At 48.5% G+C, this 19944-nt stretch carries 5 protein-coding genes; 1 reads left to right on the plus strand and 4 read right to left on the minus strand.

The window, feature by feature from the left end:
• Nucleotides 1-252 precede the first annotated feature (252 nt).
• Nucleotides 253-1398: a hypothetical protein gene (locus tag KK062_RS11025; RefSeq protein ID WP_254084353.1), complete on the plus strand. Its 1146-nt coding sequence runs from the start codon at nt 253-255 to the stop codon at nt 1396-1398.
• 99 nt (nt 1399-1497) lie between these two features.
• On the opposite strand, the gene KK062_RS11030 is transcribed toward KK062_RS11025, so the two are convergent.
• From KK062_RS11030 to KK062_RS11045, 4 genes are all read right to left on the minus strand, one after another.
• On the minus strand, nt 1498-8145 hold the full coding sequence (locus tag KK062_RS11030) for an FISUMP domain-containing protein (RefSeq protein ID WP_254084354.1): 6648 nt from the start codon (nt 8143-8145) through the stop codon (nt 1498-1500).
• A gap of 184 nt (nt 8146-8329) precedes the next feature.
• Entirely contained in the window at nt 8330-12112 is a 3783-nt protein-coding gene (locus KK062_RS11035) for a T9SS type A sorting domain-containing protein (protein WP_254084355.1), read from the minus strand.
• Between the two features lie 44 nt (nt 12113-12156).
• Nucleotides 12157-12825 (minus strand): hypothetical protein, encoded by a 669-nt coding sequence (locus tag KK062_RS11040; protein ID WP_254084356.1) that lies wholly within the window; start codon nt 12823-12825, stop codon nt 12157-12159.
• Nucleotides 12825-19943, minus strand: coding sequence for an RHS repeat domain-containing protein (locus KK062_RS11045; RefSeq protein WP_254084357.1), 7119 nt, complete (start codon nt 19941-19943; stop codon nt 12825-12827). Before KK062_RS11045 ends, KK062_RS11040 begins: the two co-directional genes overlap by 1 nt.
• Nucleotide 19944: the final 1 nt, after the last annotated feature.

Consider the following 19944-nt stretch of genomic DNA (forward strand, 5'->3'; position numbering starts at 1 on the left):
TTGTGACAACGCTGTGGTTACTTCTATCGGAAAAGTCGAATGAACGGTCGTTTCCGCTTCGGTGACCTTGTGTCCTTGCCCACGAAGCATATGCGCAACTGCACTTCGCAGTACCCATGCGCGCAATCCTACTCTTTTTTTAATAATGGCGCTGTCGCAGGCGGCTTCAAGCAAACGTATTTCCGCAGATGACAAGTCCCAAAATATCTACTTAGACACTTTAACCTAAAAGATTATAAACAATTCTACTTTATGAAAAAAACCAGACTACTGTTTTTTGCAGCCCTTGCCACCGCGGCATTTCATTTTTCTTCCTGCAGCGATGACGACAAGCCCACCTTTAACATTCCGACGACAGACATCGATGGCGACGCGTACACCATGGGCGGCGATTTGCGTCTGCTGTACTCTATAGACGATGGAGCAAATTACAGCACTACCGTGCCTACCAACATCGGAAAAGACGTCCACGTGCTCGTGAAACTTAACAACGGCACGACGGATTTGACGACAGATGATTTTGACATTGATTGGACAGGATCTTCTCCAGCCCCCACGGTCGCTGAAAGCGGCGTAGCCGAGTTTGTTGCCAGTGCGAACATCGCAGTGCAGGTAACCGTAACAGACAAGATGACGCTAGTCACCAGCCATCGCGCGAATGGCAAATTTTTCGCTGTAAATACAACCACCGGTGCATTGACTGAGGCGTTTACGCCGATGTACGCCGACGAGGCCCTGACCAGTGTCAGAGGATTTGTTTACCATTATAAAAAAGGCCTGTATTATGCCAGCCTCAACACCGATAAGGGTGGATACCTGTACACGATCAACCCGTCGACGAAAGTCGCTACGCGAATCAATGAGAACGATGGCGCGAACGGCGCAGAGGTTTGGGACGCCGTCGTAAACTGGGCCGTTGCCGCAGACGATAGCCTGATTGCCATTGGTGATTTCAATGGAGACGGAAATGGCGTAGTGAAATTTGGCACCGACGGCGGCCGCTCTACAAAAACGGCGAAAGCCGACATTTGCTGCGCCCTGGGCATGCTCTACGATGTCGCTGCCGGTGAATTCCAGATTGCCAACGGCGAGAATGCTAACGAAGGTGAAGTGATCATTGATCGGGTAACAAACGCAGGTGTGTTTGTGGGCGAATCGGTGACAATGGACCTGACAGGTTTTTCCGACGATTTTTCCACGGACTACATTTATTTGAGAACAATGGCGAAAAGCCCCACGGGCGAGGTGTATGGCACATTGTATAGCCCGGAGTTCAGGAAGACCTACTTCGTGAAGATCAATATTGCTTCCGCTACTGTTACCTACGTGGCTACATTAGGCGAAAACAATGAAAACCAATATAACTCCCTCGCGTTTATTCCGAAGTACACGTTATAAATCACGCTATAACCGTAAAAGAAAAGAGGAAGCTCAATCGGGCTTCCTCTTTTTCTTTTTTAAGGGGCTCGTCGCCGCGAATGCTTTTACTGGCCACATTTAGTTTTGGTCCATAACCATGACCTTACCTTGCATTATCCGATTTTTGTTGGTGTCGAAAACGCAACAGTAGTAAAGTCCTGTATTCAGATGTTTTCCGGAGGCGTCGATGACTTGCCAGCGGATCGTCTTTGTCCCTGCCACCAGGGTACAGCGGGCAGCCTCTTGCCCACTGGCTGTATAGATCACCAACATGCCTGGCGTTTTCAGCGGTTTAGCCAGTTCAATCTGAATTAAATCACTGGTAGGGTTTGGATATATATAGCCCGCTTGCGCAAGCTCGCCTTCCGTACCGGTAACTACGGCGGATGTATAATTCTGTTCTGGCTGGTTCTCCCACACATCGGAATATGTTTTGTTCGCCGGATTGAAGGTGTATTTATCTGAAACGGGCATTACCGTGCCACTCCAGCCAGGAGAAATGTGAAAGGCATAGTTTCCGGCTATATCGGTTTGCGTTTCGTCTTGTTCGGTTTTAAGCACAATACCAGACAGGGGTTGACCTATTTCATTTTTAACCGTACCGGAAATTGTGTAACTGCCAGTATAGACCGCTTGATAATCTTCCAGCAAAAAATTCTCTCCCACGCCAGCATATGCACGCTGCGATGGGGCAAACGTATAGTCCGCTAAAACGGGCGATACGGTACCTGACCAACCTTGTGGTACAGCAGCCGTATATTGACCGGCACCGTTCGTGCTTACGGCACCCGGGAAACCCAAAAGCGCTACATTTGCCACGGGTCGGTTACGCGTATCGGTTACTGTTCCGGCAACACTGTAAAGAGGTTCTTCCGATGCTATAAAGTTCTGATCGGTCAGATCCATTTGCACGGCAGCAACATGAATGCCGGCAGGACTAAATTGATACGGCGATAATACCGGTGTTATAGTCCCCTCCCAGCCTGCGGGTACTTGCCCGGCATAAACTCCGGTGGCATCGGTATACACTGCTGTCGGAAAACCTTGTAGCAACGCGCCTTGCAAAGCATTCCCCTGAATGTGCCGCACCTTTCCGGACACCGTGTAGTAACGCCCCCCTGGCGTTGTAAATGTCCAGACCATACTACTTCTGTTGCCCGTGTTATCCTTTGCCACTACCCGCCAGGAAAAGGTCTTACCAAATTCCAGGTTGTAGAGCGAATAGTGTGTATACGGCCAATTCGTAGCGAGTTGTGTTTCCGTACCCAATGGTCCTGACAGATATATGTCGTACAAAACGTCATCGCCTTCGGGATCGGTGCTGTTTTGCCATCGAAGCGTAACGTCACGGCCAGACAGCGTGCTTTGATGCTGCGGATACGTTAGTACGGGCGATACCGGAGGTTGATTGGTACTTCCGGGTTGATACGTGATTCGCCACGTCTCGCTTTCGGCAGCACCCCCATACTTATCAATGGCCACTACTTTCCAATAGTAGGGTGTGTTTAGCGCCAGCGGGGTTGTCAGAATTGTCGTTCCGCTGTAGACCGTACCGATCTTCTTCTGCGGTGCAGCATTGTTATCCAGGTACACGTCGTAGGCAACAACCCCTCCCTCGGGATCTGCACTGGACGACCAGCTTAAGTTTACCGATTGAACGCCAATCGCACCATCACGCACAGGACTGAGCAATACCGGGATAGTAGGATCTTCATTCGCGCTGTAGAATCGATGAACCACGCTCGAAGTCGCTCCACCAAAAACATCTTTTGTTACAACTTTCCAATAATACGTTTTATTATTAGAAAGCGTTGGTGTCGGGTACGACGGCGTAGTGAGCGATTCAGCGATGCGCGTAGAAGGGTTAATACTTTCATCCAGGTACACATCGTATGTCACCACATCATTATCAGGATCCAATGCGGTATTCCACGCTAGTACAGTAGAGGAAACCGTAAGCTCTTCTTCATCCGACGGCGCAATCAATGTCACCACGTTAGGCGCACGGTTCGGTGTTTTAAAACTCCATACTGCGCTTGCGGCTTCACCGCCATGTCCATCACGGGCAACAACTTTCCAATAGTAGGTAGTGTGCGGCAGAAGGTTAATGGCATTATACGTCAATACATTCAATCCGGTGGCTACAGGAGATTTCAGGTCAGACGATATGTCTAAATACACATCGTACAATAATGGGTCATTATTCAGGTCTTTGCCTGCCTCCCACGATAACACAGGGTGAGTGTCACCGTGCTGTGCATAATTTGCGGGCAACTGTAAACCGGGCGCTGACGGAGCCTCATTCTGGGGGGCATTTTGTACGGTAAATGACCATACATCAGACGACGTTGCGCCGGAGTACTGATCTTTCGCAACGACCTTCCAATAATACTGCGTTCCCGGAAGCACACTATACAGCGGGGTACTAAATTGCGTTTGCATCAGGTTCTCAGCGATCTTCTGTGTAGGGTTCGCACCCGTACCAAGATAAAAATCGTATACCAGCTTATCGCCGTCCGGATCCGATGTAGATTGCCATGCGAAGGTTAACGTATACGGCTGTTGCGTTGCCTGGTTGGTCGGCGCGGTTAGCACAGGTTTTACAGGCAAAAGATTTCGGGTAGTAAATGTGCGAAGTGGCGAAGCAAATATTTTACCCGATCCATCTTTATAAACAATTTGCCAATTATAAGATGTATGCGGCAACAGACCACTTTCCCCTAGAAAATTACTTACCGTAAAGGAGGTTGCTGTAACGTCGCTGGCAGTCAACACCCACGTAGAAGTCCCCTGTTGCAGGTATACATCATATTTGGCATTCTGCACAAACGCGTTCCAGGAGAGCGTTGGATACAACTCTACGTTCGTTGCCCGGTCGGTCGGGCTCACCAGGGTAATTCCCGTGTTTATCCCTCCATCGACAGCATAGGTGCGAAAACGCCAGGTATCACTGGAGGTCTGTAATCCCTTTGCATCCGAGGCGACCACCTTCCAGTAAAAGTCAGTACCAACCGGCGTATCCGCAAAACCGAAACTATAATAGTTCTCACGGATCGCAACCGCCTGTGCACTCAGTGCGTCGGCCGAAAGGCCAGTATAAACAGTATACGTAACGTTGTCACCATCGGGATCAACAGCGGGCTTCCAGGTCAGCATATGATTACGCAACGTTCCGTTGGTGTTATTGGCCGGTGTTAACAATTCCGGCTTCGGCGGTGCAGCGTTTCCAGTGATAAATTTATAAACGGCGCTTGGCGTAACACCGCCCTTATTGTCGTAGGCAACTATTTGCCAATAATATTCGGTACTTGAAATCAATTTCGTCGTTACCGTATACTGGTTACTCGTAATATCTTCAGCAACGATCGTAAGATCACTCGCCGACGTTCCGATATACACACGGGCAAACACGGGATCTCCGTTGCTATCGGATAAGGCATTCCAACGCAGCACCGGCAAACGGGATACTGCCGTGGCGTTGTTAGCAGGCTGCGTCAGTGTAGGCACCCTGGGAGAAGCGTTTGCCGCATTGGGTAGTGTTGTAAAACGCCACACGTCGCTTTCCGATACTGTGCCATGCGTATCGCTGGCCACTACTTTCCAATAGTACGTTGTATTCTGCTTCAGCGCCTTCACCTGAAAAAATGTGCCCGTAATACCCGTAGCAACCTTCTGTACCGGTGTAGTGCTCGTATCGACATATAACGTGTAAGTCACCGCTTCACCATCGGAATCGGTAACCGCCTGCCACTCCAGGCGCGTCGTAAATGGCTGGTCCACGCTTCGATCAAGCGGACTTTGCAGAAGAGGTTTCACCGGCGCACGGTTATTGTCTTTTACACATCGAACAGAAACAGCACCCTGGAGAATAGGATCGCTACCGATCGTAATAATGGTCTTAGCGGGCGTGTAACTATACCGGATATAGGAGCCCTTACCGGCTTCCATATTGGCTAACCAAAAGGCAGCGTTCGTATCCTCAAAGATAGATCCTCCAATCTTCATACCCGACGGAAGAATGCTAAGTCCACTCACGTTCAGCCACGACGATTCCTTACCGCTGGCGGCACTCCACGTATCATAAAAAATTGTACTGGCTACCACGGCGTCACTTCCGGACGCACCGCCTAACAAAGGATTGATGTCAGCCCATTGCTCCGACGTTGGTATCGCCCATCCCGCCGGACATACCCCCTGTTTCGGTACCGTTATAACGGGATTATCGACAGCATTCAATGCTCCGCTCCAGTTATACAAATACCCGTATTTTCTAAGATTTTCCGGATCATGGCCAAGCACAAAATACTCCTTGCCACCGGTAGATTCATCAAATACGTAGCTATAGCCCGAATAGCCATCGCCGGGATCAGGCTGATATGCCAGGTTATGGATCATCCATTTACGGTCTCCCAGCAGCACCCATTGATAGGTCTGCCCATCGCGCGTATCCACAAAAGACCCTGTTGGATTACCCTGGCGAGGTTTCGTGCGGAAGTTCTGAACCGTACTTTCAGCTGTCGTACCGTCGGCGTTATGCGCTACTATTTTCCAATAATAGGTTGTGCTATAGGGAAGATTATGCACGGCATATTTCATGTCGGTAATGTGCTCCGCCACCCTTACCGGTGGGCTCTGAGTATCGAGGTAGACATCGAACGACGCATTTTTTGATGGGTCATATCGCCACAGCATATCGAAATCAATATCCATGTACGTAGAAACCGTTCGTGGATAAGTCAGCACGGGCACGGTGCCTGTTATATCTTTCTCCGTCACAAAGGAATAAATATCACTTTCCGTGGATTCACTGGTAACATCCTGCGCCACGACTTTCCAATAATATTTGGTATTGCTCAACAAAGATTGCCCGTACGTAAAAGTGCTCGTATTGACGGCTGTGCCCCCGAGGAGCATATTCGTCGCCGACGTACCCACATAAACACGGTATAGTGTTCGGGTGCCGTCGGGATCTTCACCGCCCTGCCAGCCAAAGGTGGGCTGTAACCCAACATTATCTGAAAGATTCGCGGGACTTAGGAGTATGGGCTTATCCGGAAGCTGATTAATCTGCAAATCGATTGAATAAGACCTTGTTACTGAGCCAGAAGTTACCCGCACGGTAACCTGGTTATGGGCGGAAAAATTGCCGCTGACGAAATAAATTGTCGACGCGTTGGTCGGCAATCCAAATATATAGGGCGAGCTGGTTGACAGCGTCAGATACGATGGAAGCTCAACATCAACGTCAACGGAACCTGTGTGGTTTAAAACGAGGGCTACAAACCCGGTCATCGTAGTTTTGCCTTTCACTTCATACGTTTCAATGCTCTTGTTGAAAGCGGGAGAAAGGTTCGTCGCAGCATACTCATATAACTGCTGCAAATGAGAGTAACGATAATATACAGAAAGGCCGGTGATGTTCACATCTGCCGAAGTCGTCGTAAATGCCGACACACTACTTTGTGACGTCCCGCCTTTTCGATCCGTTGCAGTGATCTTCCAATAATATTTTATAGCGGGACTTGTGCCTGTGGGAACAAATTCCGGCGTGCTTAAGCCTGACCCAACGCGCTGCAGCGTTGTCGCAGATGTACCAAAATAAACATCATAAAATACCGGATCGTTATCAGGATCAACCGACGGCGCCCACACCAACGTGGGCGGCAGGCCTACACCACCGGCGTTATTCAAGGGGGCTGTTATCAGCGGTATAGCAGGAGCCTCGTTACCTTCCGCGGCCTTCGTGGTAAAAGTCCACGTATCGCTTTCTGTCCGACCACCTTGTTTGTCTACTACCGCAACTTTCCAATAGTACTTTGTACCTGCGTTAAGATATAAAAAACTATTACTCAATGTTGTAACGTGCATCTGGGTTACCTGAGAAGAGGTTCCATACCAGAGCTCATAATGGTCAACATCATTATCCGCGTCGAATGACCGGGTCCATAACAGCTCTACGTTAGGTTCTATTCCTGTACTGTTATTGGCAGGAAAAAGTGCAACGGGTGGTAGGGGTAAATTATTTGCGGTTTTAAAACTCCAGATGCTACTCTGGCTTTCTTTTCCCCGACCATCGCCGGAAACTACTTTCCAATAGTATGTTTTATTCCCCTTCAAAGGGGTATTTATTTTAAAGTTGGTTCCCGACAGGTTGCCGGCGAGTAATTTTGATGGGTTGGTGAGCGAATCCAGGTATAGACTATACGAAACAGCGTCACCATCCAGGTCTGTACTCTCGTCCCAGCCAAGCAACGGCGTCCACGGCGCGTTAGCGGCTCCCGCCGTCGGCGTGGGGTTGGTGGGATTCGTTGGGGCATTTAAATTCGTGTCCGGCGTTGCGAAACTCCATGCTGCACTCTCCGATCGGCCCTGGTCATCACGCGCAACAACTTTCCAGTAAAATGTTGTACCGCCCGGCAGCGGATTCAGCAGAATAACGGAAATATCAACACCATCGGAGAATACAATAACCTTGTTGTTTTCAAAACCGTCGTAAATGCCGTCCTGAAATAAGTTGATACTCGCCGGATTGCTGCCAACGTATAGATCGTACAGTATTGCTGTACCGTTGCTGCTGGAAGAAAAAGTCCACGAAAATAATCCGTCGGTATAATCCTGTTGCTGATTGGCCGGCAGCTTAAGTTCCGGCCTGGAAGGAATCGTGTTTGAAAAACCGGAAATAATGCCTGATACCATCAGGATAAGCAATACAACTATGTGTCTCATAACTAGCGAAATACCGTGCTATTACCTTGCAAATACAAATAACTTCTAATCCTGAAACGCCATCTTTCCGATGGATCGTTCAAGTGTTATTAATACGACTTACCCATGTTTGGTAAGCGCTATATACAAAAAGCGCAGCAACATTTCGTTGCTGCGCTCAATAAAAACATGCTACCGCGAGGGCCTATTTGACAACTATACGTTTTGTCTCAAAAGTGCTGCCGGTAATAAATTTGACGAAATATATGCCTGGGTTCAGGGCTTGCTTATTAAACGTCACCTCATGCTTACCCTTCGCATAACGCTGCTGTACCAATGCACGTTTAAACGTACCACCCTGTAAATCGTATAATTCGACCGTAACGTCTTCTTCTTGCGGCAACGTAAATCGAACGGCGCCTTCGGCTATCATAGGGTTCGGGAATACCGTCAATGCGCCATTAAGCCCTACGGCATCTTCCGATAGGAACTTGCCGACAATGGTAGCCGACAGATTTTCATATTTATTTACGCCAGATTTCCATTCTGCGACATACAGAGGCTTTTCAGTAAGCTCAGCCTGGTTCCAGAAACGCAGGTAAAAATTTTCATTGCCTTTTATCTTCGCTCCGTCGAGTGTAACGACCGTACCGTGTTCTTTTACAGCGGCTTTTGCCAAAAGCTTACCATCTCTGTTGTAGATTCTCACCTCGTCGGAAGACGACGGTTGATCCGCCCACGCGCCGGCTGGAATTAATACGTGCATGTATTTATCAACAGTCGTGATGACCTGCTGGCTACGTGTATTCGCGGCTGTTTTTCCGGCGGTCCGTGCCGCAACGAATGGACCCAAAGGAGCGGGGAATGTAAAGGTCATGTCCGCAAAGCTCCAGGCTTTGTAAGACTTGCCCGGCTCGAGGTTTTTGTTCGTCCATCCGTTATCGCCCCAGGCAGGAAGGTAGCTTTCAATGATAAAGCTGTTATCGCTATTCACGATATAGCGGTCCAGGATAAAGATGTCCGGCCCAAACGGCGGGAACACCGCCTCAACGCTCTCCGGCGCCTGATAGGGAGATCCAATAAGCGTTCCTTCATCGGCAATATTTACGGAAAAATTAGAAGGCGCTAACTTTAACCGTGCACCCTTAACTTTAAGCGTCTGGGCACTCTTCATAAAAACACTATATCCGTAAGCGGGTACGTAGTTGGTAATAGCGCTTGGTCCGGCAGGTTTCCATTCCCGGCCCTCCGAATCCATTACATAATCAACCTCGCTGAGTATAGGCGCGAACAAGTCCGCAAATGAATTACTCTTCGGGAACATATAGGTAGACCAATAATTTGTACCCTGTTGCAAGGTAATAAACTGTTCAGCCCATCCGTATATGCTCTTTATAAACGTCTGCTTGTTTGATCCCCAAACACTAACAGAAGGCGTTTGCGTGTAGAGCTCCAGGTCGGTATTAAAGACGTCGCCGGTTGCTTTTTTATAAATCTTGAAGGTGAAGCCCTGCCCCGTTGTAAACCCATCGAGTAGCGGAGTATTTGTATTGTCGCCGTATGCCACCAATGATTGAGATGGCCACGTTACACTACCGGCAGGTTTTAGCTCCCCGGCGGGATTAGTGAAGAACACACCAATGATATCCCCAGGGGCCAGCACTTCATTTTCATTTCTAACGGTAGACGCATACAGGCCGGATGTAAACAAACGAATGGTGTGAAAGGGCGCTCCCACAGGTGGTATAGACCAGGGTATGCCTACTGCCACGGAGTGTGGCCCATGCGTCGTCGAGATCCGGAAGTTATCCTCTGCTACAATAGAGTAATACAACATCGTATTCTCGTTCACGGCTGGTATGGTGAAGGTATACTGATCGGGGCTTCCTGCTACAGGCACCAGGCTTGCTTCATGCTCCGTAATTTCGAGGTCTTTTCTCCACCGGATTTTCAGACTAGCCGGATTCAACTGGGTCGTATTATCCGTAATGGTAGCAGTAATGACCAGCGGCTGTTTGGGATCAATGGTTTCCGTAGGCGTATGTACAATTAACGGTGCAATATTCGGGAGTATTGCAAACGAATAGGGATACCCCACGCGGTCTATAAATTCCGGCGTGATGGTGGTCGCTTGCCCGTCTGTTGCACGTATATAGTACTGTATGCCTGGCTCCTGTGCGTCCACTGCCGGAATAGTTGCTTCCCAGACAGATTTGGTAGGTGTGCCGGGGGCGTTGCTGGTACGCGTCATGTTCAGTATTTTATAGGCGGCGTTTGATCCCGCCAGCCTGTAATACAATGTACACGCGTTGGTAACGATATTATCCCAGTCCGTAGCCTCAACTTCTATCTTTTTAGGCTGATTGTTTAACTGGGGTGTAGTATGCAATGCCATCGTGGCGTTTGTACGCAGAATAGCAGGTGCCGCACCGGGTGTATAATTCCCAAAAAGGGTAAGGGTAGACCCGCCATAATTGACCTTCACCTCTACAGTTCTCCGTAGCCCGTCAAATAGCGGAGATGTTGGCGTATAACGAATGGCGTAGCTTCCGGAAATCTCCACACCGATGTCCCGGAGAATGTCATTAAACGGATTCGTAATCAGGTAAGATCGACCGCCGGTTGCGGTAGCAATCGTTCCATAGTCTTGCTCAAATATCGGACCAGCGCTTACGACTGTATACGTCTTTACACCAGAGTTCACCAACTGATTAATAATCACCTGACGATCTTTGATAATCTGAGCGTTCATGTTCGATCCTTGTATCGTCTCGTCCGTAATCAATATAAAGATACGTTGCGCGCCGGGCCGGAAAGAATACTGTGCCGCAGACTGGTAAAGAGCGTCCCACGCGGGTTCAGTACCGCCATCGATGGTGTTTACAGCATTCCAAACAGTAATGTACTCCTGAGCACTTGTATAAAATCTGGCGTTGTCATGAAATAACGGTATCCCGTTACCGGTACTTTGACCAAAACGACATAACCCCAACCGGAAATCATACGAGGAATCCTGTAGCTGCTGTACAAAGGCGGCTACGTTTGCTGCTACTCCCGCCCGTTCCTCCGTCATACTGCCGCTATTATCCATTAGAAAAACAATATCGACGGGCTTCTTGATCGTATCAACCAGGGGCGTATAGACGAAAAATGTTTCATCACGTGCTGTTGTCAACGTATCGACACCGCCGACACCATTGGGGATATACTCACGCACAAAGAAATTATCCTTTGTGAGTGTCAGCAGCGGCACGCCACCGTCTTCCACGCTCAGGTGGCTCATAATATAGCGAGGGAACCATTGCGCGTCAACACCCGTCATTCTTCCGGACATAGCTGCCAGAACGCCGACTGAACCTCCGGCTCTTGCCGCTTTCGATGCCGGCGTGCCGACAGAAAGCTCAGAACGCCTCCCGGCATCAGGCAATACTTCTTTCTTTAGGGTTAGCCCGCCGATTGTCCAGCCACGATATTGATTGGCCCGATCAGCCACCAGGCGAAACGCTAACGTAATCTCTTTGCCGGCATACTCCGTAACATTAACAACCGACGTGTGCCAGTCGCTCTTCCCATCAACAACCGACAACGTCTTCCAGGTAGCACCTTTGTCAGCCGAAATCTGAACAAGGCCCTTATCATGGAAGCTTTCAATTTCAAACCATTCTTTAATGTAAACGTTTAATCGTTCACTGCTGCCTGACAAAGACGGCAGCACGATCGATGGAGATTCCACCGAGCTTACACTACCCTTGGCGTACAGGCCGGTACTAAGCCCTTCCGGCGTAACTTTCCAATGCTGCGTATTCCATGTTGCCAAGGTGGCAGCATCAACATCGAGCAAAACAAGGCCATCCGTATAGACGTCCGGCGTTGTACTGATCGGCCGATCATACAGCAGCCCCTTGGGCTGCAACTTTTCGTCTTCCTGTGCATGCGCACTGGAAATAACGAAGAGCAGACTCATAAAGAATAATAGAATTCTCTTCATACAAATAATAATTTATGGTTAAAAAAGTGTTTATAACATGCTCTCTATTGACCTGCCAGCGTATACACCTGTTGCGTAGTATAAACGCCGGACGCTTTCTCTAATCCGATCCATTGTCCCTCTATATCGTGATTCACAAAAGACAACGTATCGTTTACAAGTAAAACATATAACTTCTGCCTGTACACAGCCTCGTTGGAGGATACAACCCTTATCTTCACTGGTTTCAATTTACCCTGATAAGACAACCGTACGCCAATCGAATCATTCCCGGTAGCCTCCCGGCATTTACACTCGAAGACCAAACTATCACCACGATTCAAATCCCGGCTTTCGAATGAATGAATATTTCTTGTCGCAACGTTTATTTCCTTGATTTCCCCGGCCGACAAATTCTTCACCACGATCTCTAAATCATTCGACTTGGATTCGAAATAGAAATACAAGACTACCGTAAACAACATCAAGAATGCCCACGAAGAAATGTAAAACCAATCAAGTCTGGATTTTGATTTTACGAAAACAGAATAAACGGCCAACAGGCCGGTAATCACGGCAACAGGTATAACAACATAACCGATATATGTCCCATACGAAAAAACTGTTTTTATCCGCGACAACGACATGTACGCATACACATAACGCACATTGCCATAGGCCAAGAAAGCCAATAGTACTATCCCGACATAGTGATACATATAATTACGCTTCATCACCGATCCTTTCTAAAGTGTACATAGTTTTTAGGGTCTGTAGCAGCCTTACCACCATTGCTATTCACATAGTTTGTAACATTGTTCATTACGTTACTCCACAATTCATGCGCACCGGCAAAAATATCTTTGCTGCTCCAGTTATCAATCACACCATACGGCGTGTCTATACCCCGCGTAAAGAATGTATATGAACCATCGCCATTGTCAGTTATTCCGAACTGCCGATGCCCTGCCAGCGGATGGCCGAAATCACCATTCTGATCGCTGTAAACCGGAGTAAAGACCCACGACATCGAATTCCCCTTAATGGTATAATTCGTAGCCATAACCGCCATGCCTTCCCGTACCATGTCAAAATCGGGCAGATCAGGATTCACCACAAATCTCATGATACTGGTCAATGGATTATCAGAAGCCCACAACTCTGCTTCAGATCTTTTACTCGGGCCGAATTTTTCGGTTGCCGAAGCTCCCTTTTTAAAATCTGCAAAATTTGCTCGTATATGTTCAAAGACATCACCCATGCTCATATTCGTTGGCATTTGACTTATCGTTACTGAATAATAATCGTAGCTCATTTCGTCGCCCGAAGCACGCGACATAGGCTGAGGCGTAACGGAATTTCCCCTAAAATTAGCTTGTACATACTGCGATGTAGGCGCTGTAAAACCAGCCATATCCTTCCAGGGAGCAGCGTCCTTTTTGGATTGAACAGTCTGCAGATTTTGTCCCGACAATGTCTTGTCTACTTCTCCGGTATTTAAGTCGACAGACTCCAGGCCTTCCAATTCGATCGCGCTGATGACCTTATTCTCACTAAATGCATACGGAGAATTCCAGGGATATTCGGGACTTAGCGGATCTAAGGAAAGAAATCTACCGATACGCGGATCGTGAATTCTATATTCGAAAGCATAATTTCCGTTGAACTCATTATCTTGTTCCTGCCCCTGAAAACCATAGTTATATTTCTCTCGCTCATAACTTCTTCCCTCCATAGTAAGTCCGAAAGGGTAATAATCTCGCTGCCGCACCACATCGGATAAGGTACTGTCGGCTGACACCCGGATGGCATCCGACAGTACGGCGAGAACATTACCTAATTGATTGGCTAACTCATAACTCCGTTCCCCCAACGATAATGTACCACTCCGAATGCCGCCCTTATACACGCCAACCCGAGCCTGTGCATAAATAAATTGCTCACGAATGTTGCCATTCCGGTAAATCGCCATAACATTTCCACTACCATCCGAAACATAATTTATAACGTAAGCGGTATCTGGGGTGATCACTCTTTTCTCTATTCTGTTGCCTCGTGGATTATATCTGAAGCTCACTATGACACTATCGATATTGGACCTGATTTCCCTAATCTTACCATGTGGCGTCCAACTAATCCGTAGTCCCTTGTTCTGGTCAGCGACCAAATTGCCCCTGGCATCGTACATAAACGTACCTTCATCCTCACCCAATACGTGAGCATAAAAATCGGTAGCTTCATGCGCACGAAAATCGGATTCAATGAAAATATTCTCAGACGCATTAACCTGCGCCGTACTTCCAGCGGCTGCATAAGCCGATCCCTTTATATATACATTGCGATAAAGTTTATAGTTGCTTATTATTTGTCCTGATTGGTACACGGTATCGCGGACTATCGGATTCACTTCTCCTAATTTGTTATTGCCTTTGTAGTACCGATACTGAAAGTCATCCATCGTCGCACCGGCGTCATCTTTTCTATTCAGGGTAAGCAAATTGCCGTTGGCGTCGTAACTGTAATCCTCGTCGTATGCGGAAGCCCCTGTACCACGCGCAGCAAAGCCGGATGACGCGTTGTAATTCACCAAACTACGGCTATGCACCAAACGATGAAGCTGGTCGTAGCCATAGATCATGGCCTGCATACCTTTCGCCTTACTATGATGAATCTCACCAATTTTCGTTAACTCAGTATTCATCCATGCGATGTTACCGTTATATAACCCGGTGTACCCCATCGTTTCCTGAAGACGCTGCCATAGCTTATCCCGGCCGTCGGCTTGTATAACCGATGCATTGATCGGCGTGTAATCACCCGGGTAGTAGCCCAACGCATAAGCAAAAGCATCTTTACCCGCCGTGGAACCTGGAACGCCATCCCGGCCCGGATCCCCCGAAAAAGGCATGTTTACGCCTTTACCCCACCCTTGCAACGTGTAATAATAATCCTGACCCTGAATACGATACTCGCCGAACTCAGTTCTGGCCAACGCGCCATGCTGATAATAGAGATACGCCGCATCTTTGTTCCAGATAAAACGATCAGTCGAGGTATATACATTCGTTAACCGACTATCGGCATCATATTCATAACGGTGTGTAAATGCATCACTTTCTCCGTATTGATAGAAAATATAATTTACCTTACCGCTGATCAAATCGTACGCGTAATCGATTCGTTTGTCCGACAAACCGGGAATAGACTGCAGCATTGCCTTTACGCTGCCATGAATATCATAGGTATAATACGTTCTGACCGTATCTTGCCTACCCTTTTCGATCATTTCAACATACGATACCCGTGTGCGCAAATTCTCCTGTAAAAAGGTGGCCTGTATTTTGTCCAGCTTAAAATCATAATGTGTGCGGATAATATCCGTTAGCGTATACAACGACTGCGCCGGAAAATCCGGTGATTCCAGCGCTGTCAATAGCGTACTCAATCCCGCTGTCGTCTCTACCTCACCTACTTCTGTCGTACGCCCTTGCTCGTCGTATTTGATATACGAATATTTATTCTCCTTCTGCTGCTGCGCATTCCTCGACAATCTTATTTGACCCTTCGCATCAAACCAGAATCGAGACTCTTTTGAGTCCGGCGAAAACTGCCAGATCACTTTATTTAGAGAACTGAATTGATACTTCATCGCCAGCGTATGCGCCGGTTCCGTACGATTACCCGCCAGGAACGCATCTACCTGCTGCGGCGTGAGCGGATGAACACCCTCCGGGGGCACCGTCTGAACAACATTACCCGCCTGATCGTAATAATACAATGTGTAATGGTACTCCTTCGAACGATAGCTGTACGTAAACTTCTCACTCGCCGACGCCAAACAACGGCTATAATAATTGTTCATGAAACGTGTAATCTCAGCATCATACAACTGCTGAATCGCTAACTCGATCAATATCGCATTCTCCGCAGCCGCGTTCTCCAGGCACTTCGTAACCTCTTTATTCCAATCGACCGTATACTTAAACTTAACCGCCGTTGCGTTCGTCGTGTCGTAGTTTATACATACCGATTCACCTTCAAAGTCTATGACGTTGTCGCGCGGCGAGATCTTCCGCAAAACCATATCCCGGATGTTAATACCCTGATAGGTATTTGCCGTACACGACATCACCGACAAGTAGAAATACGTACTGGCTTCCGTCGGAACAAAAACAATACAGGTATCCCGGTAAACACCCGTATTGGTTAAATTACTCCCATGCCACACCTTATCCACCGAGACACTCTGACCGTCCACCAAAACACCATCCGGAAACTTCGCCCGGGGTAGGATACAATCCGCCGCTACTGCCGCGGCCGACATCCGACTGACGCTCCCCGTACTATCTTGCACGGCCGCCATGCGCGATGCCGTAACGTCTGAACCCGACGCATTGATAAACGACTTGCTCCGAGACAACTGAACATAAAAATTATCCACACGACCCGACGTATACGTCGTACCGTCCTGCTCCACTTTATACTTAAAGCACAACGCATACTTCGTCCCAACCTCCAGCGGCGTAGCGAAGCTACCACGCGCAGCCTCCGACGTTACGTTGCCAGGATAGGCCCAGATAAACATTCTCCCGGTATTGCCACCAACATCGGTGTTGGGTGTACCCGTCGCTACACCCCAGCCATTGTAACAGCCCGCGCTGATATCTGCAACACAGTTCGCCGAGCTGGCCGCCAACTGAGGGTTCACGATCTGGTTGTTACCCGAATCATCACCGGCACATTGGATCGGATCTTCCTGCGCCACGCTGCCAAGGGAACAACTGTAACGGCTCAATATGCCCTGGATCGCGATCAAATCAGCATGCACCCCGACGTCCGCTATCAATATTAGCCGGAACATGTTACGCGGTGTCGTATTAAAGTACGATTCCAGGTGCTGTGCCAATGACGTACTGTCTGCTGCACTAAATTTAACATTACAATTAAACGACAGGTTGCTCAACACCATCTCAACCTCGGCCTGACTGACAGGCCCGGTAGCACCATTATCGTCACCCCACTGGGCTATATCCTCCGGTGTCTGCGGCAGATCGTCATTCATTTTCAGCGCCTCCCGTGCGGCAGCACAGTTCTGGTACGCGCCGATCTCCAGCTTCGTCTTCCGTTTCGACTCCAGGTAAAAACTCTTATAAAGCGTCCAACGTTGCGCGCTCAACTCCTTTTGATACGCCTCGGCCGACATCCGGCTACGACGATCCATCAGATCCAGGTACAAGATGTGACGCCCGCTTGTACTCGCATTACCTCGGGAATCTATATAGTACGCCGTATTGTTCGGATCGGTAACTTGCGCGATCGTGCCCCGATAGACACGTGTGCCGTCCTGAACCCCATCGCCGTTAGCATCATACGCGATTGTTCCGACATAAATATCATTCAGCTTATTTTGCATGGACCCCTTAAATCCGGAGCCACTCAGCGCGCTGTTGTTAAAAAAGGGATCCAGATTAATAACATTCTGATACCCCTTCCCGACCGCGGCATCCCAGGTCGTAACACGGGCCAGCTGCTTCTCAAATACATCGCTCTCTTTATTCTTTACACACAATTCATACTGGCAGTACAACGCGTGCTTGGTAATGCTATCCTGCGGTACTTCGTACGGTTCTTCACTCAAGTCAGCGTAGCGATCGCGATAATGCTGGATGATCTGCTGGTAAATATTCTCACAGTCCATCGCCGTCACCTCTTCGATCGCCTCGTTCACCGCGCTGTCACCCGCTGGGCAGCTTGTACAAATAGCACAAGACGCCGAATCGATCTTGTAGCTGTCGTGAATAAGCTGCATCTTATCAAACAACGCCGCGTCCTGCGACACGATATTGATCATCTCATCATAGCTCAATTCCCGGGGAATGAGCTTCTTAATAACCGTATAATCACCGATATCGCCCAGGCCCAGCGTAAACGAAATCGGCACGGCCAACGGATTGGCACAATCGGCAGCTGAAAGGTTGTGTCGTTCATAGCTAAGTCCCGTGGCAGAAGCATTGCCTGCCACAGACGCCAGGTTTACCAGCGCCCCCTCCGGATCAGTAAGGGTAAACACAAAATCAAAGGTGCAGGTCTGACACCCCAAAGGCCCCATATCGGTACCCAGGGCCGATAGATCATACCGGAACGTGTAGTTTGTATTGGGAACAGCATTTAAGATCTTATGGCTGGTATAGCTAATGCCGTCAACGCGACGGTTCTTGCTGCTGATATCCACCGTAATGGGATCTGTACCCAGGGCCTTGTAACTGGCCAGGCTCTCCACGTTCGAAGGACTATCGCCGGCCAAGGCCGAGGCAACTACATGATCCTCCTGATCCAGATAGGAAACACTTACCTGACCGTTTGGATCCACGGCAAGTGTCTTGTTATAATGGCCGGCCACGCCCGCATTGCTGCCAAACAAACGTATCAATTCCGAGGGCGCAGCCTCTCCATAATTAAACCGCGTGGCGTGGTTCCCATCAATACGGAATGCTTCCCCAACGCGGGATTGCCGGCTAACCTGGTTGATACCGTCCCGGGTATATTCTTTCTGTGTGTACACATAACCATGGCCGTCAGCTATGTAATCCCGATGTATACCACCCAGATCATTAGAAGAAGAATAATACTTTCCCGCACCGGCCTGATTGGACAACGTGCTGTTCGTTGTCCTGTAATTGTCGTAATGAAATTTTTCTCGGATACCGGAAGTATTCGATGAAACGGTGGGATCAATAGGTTGAAATATATGAAATCCAGACTTATACTGCAGTGATGTCGTAGAAGAAGGGACAATCATGGTCTCCACAGACTTCCTTCCCTCGAAGTCGTAGAGAAACTCGCCTACTAACGTAACCTGGGCTGTACTCAGACTGGTTTGAATTTGACGGCTTCGTGACGTACCATCCAGATAATTCATAATCTTCTTATATCTCCCTCCTTCTGCAAAAACGGTTTGACTAAACCAATTTTTCTGAAGCTGATGATTCAAGACCACAGCCGCCGAACCGCTGCCATAAAACCAATGACCCGGTATACGATGATCCGGAAACTGCGGATTGTACCCTACCGCACGTACCCGATACCACACGCGCCCTTTCGGATAATATGTCTGATGTGTATAGTACTGACCCGCCGTTGTAATGCGAACCGACCGTTTAAAGGCAAAAGCCTGCGCGGCCGAGTCTGTAAAATTATCGTGATCATCGATAAACACCCACTCGACATCGTACGCCATGGCGCCCGCCCCGGCATACGTCCAGCTTACTGTGGTGTTACCGCTTGCGTAAGCATAATTCAACGCCAGCGATGCGGTAGGATTAAAAACGTCTTCCAGTTGCTTGTACAACAGCACCTTCAGATAAATATTATCCTGCGGCACTGCCCCCTGTAACGTTTTACGTTTAACAAGGAAACGATAGTCCTCATCACACGAGATCAACGCATCATAAAAATGTGTCGCGATAAATGTCTGCGTAGGCATATCCACCTGAAGTGTTATCTTACGCAACGTATCTTCATCATGGAGTAAAACGACCTCCACTGCGGAAGTCCAAAGTTCAGCCGTATTCCGATCGCCCAGATCATAATACAATTGAAAGCCGGCATAATATTGGCCGGTCAGGCAGGGCGGCGCATTAAATATCTCCTCCGTCGCACCTTGCGCCAGACCGCTCAGCACGAACTGACGTTCTGTTAACGGAAGCGGAACATTACCTGTACGTTTTATTTTAACCGCTTCAGGGATGGTATCGCGTAGAACACCCGCAACAGCATAAACATCATGCTGTAGCCAAAGCATGGCAAACAGCACACCAGTCGTGACAATCCAACCGAATGATATATTTTTCATA

The organism is Dawidia cretensis (assembly GCF_018598175.1).
GTDB lineage: Bacteria > Bacteroidota > Bacteroidia > Cytophagales > Cyclobacteriaceae > Ohtaekwangia > Ohtaekwangia cretensis.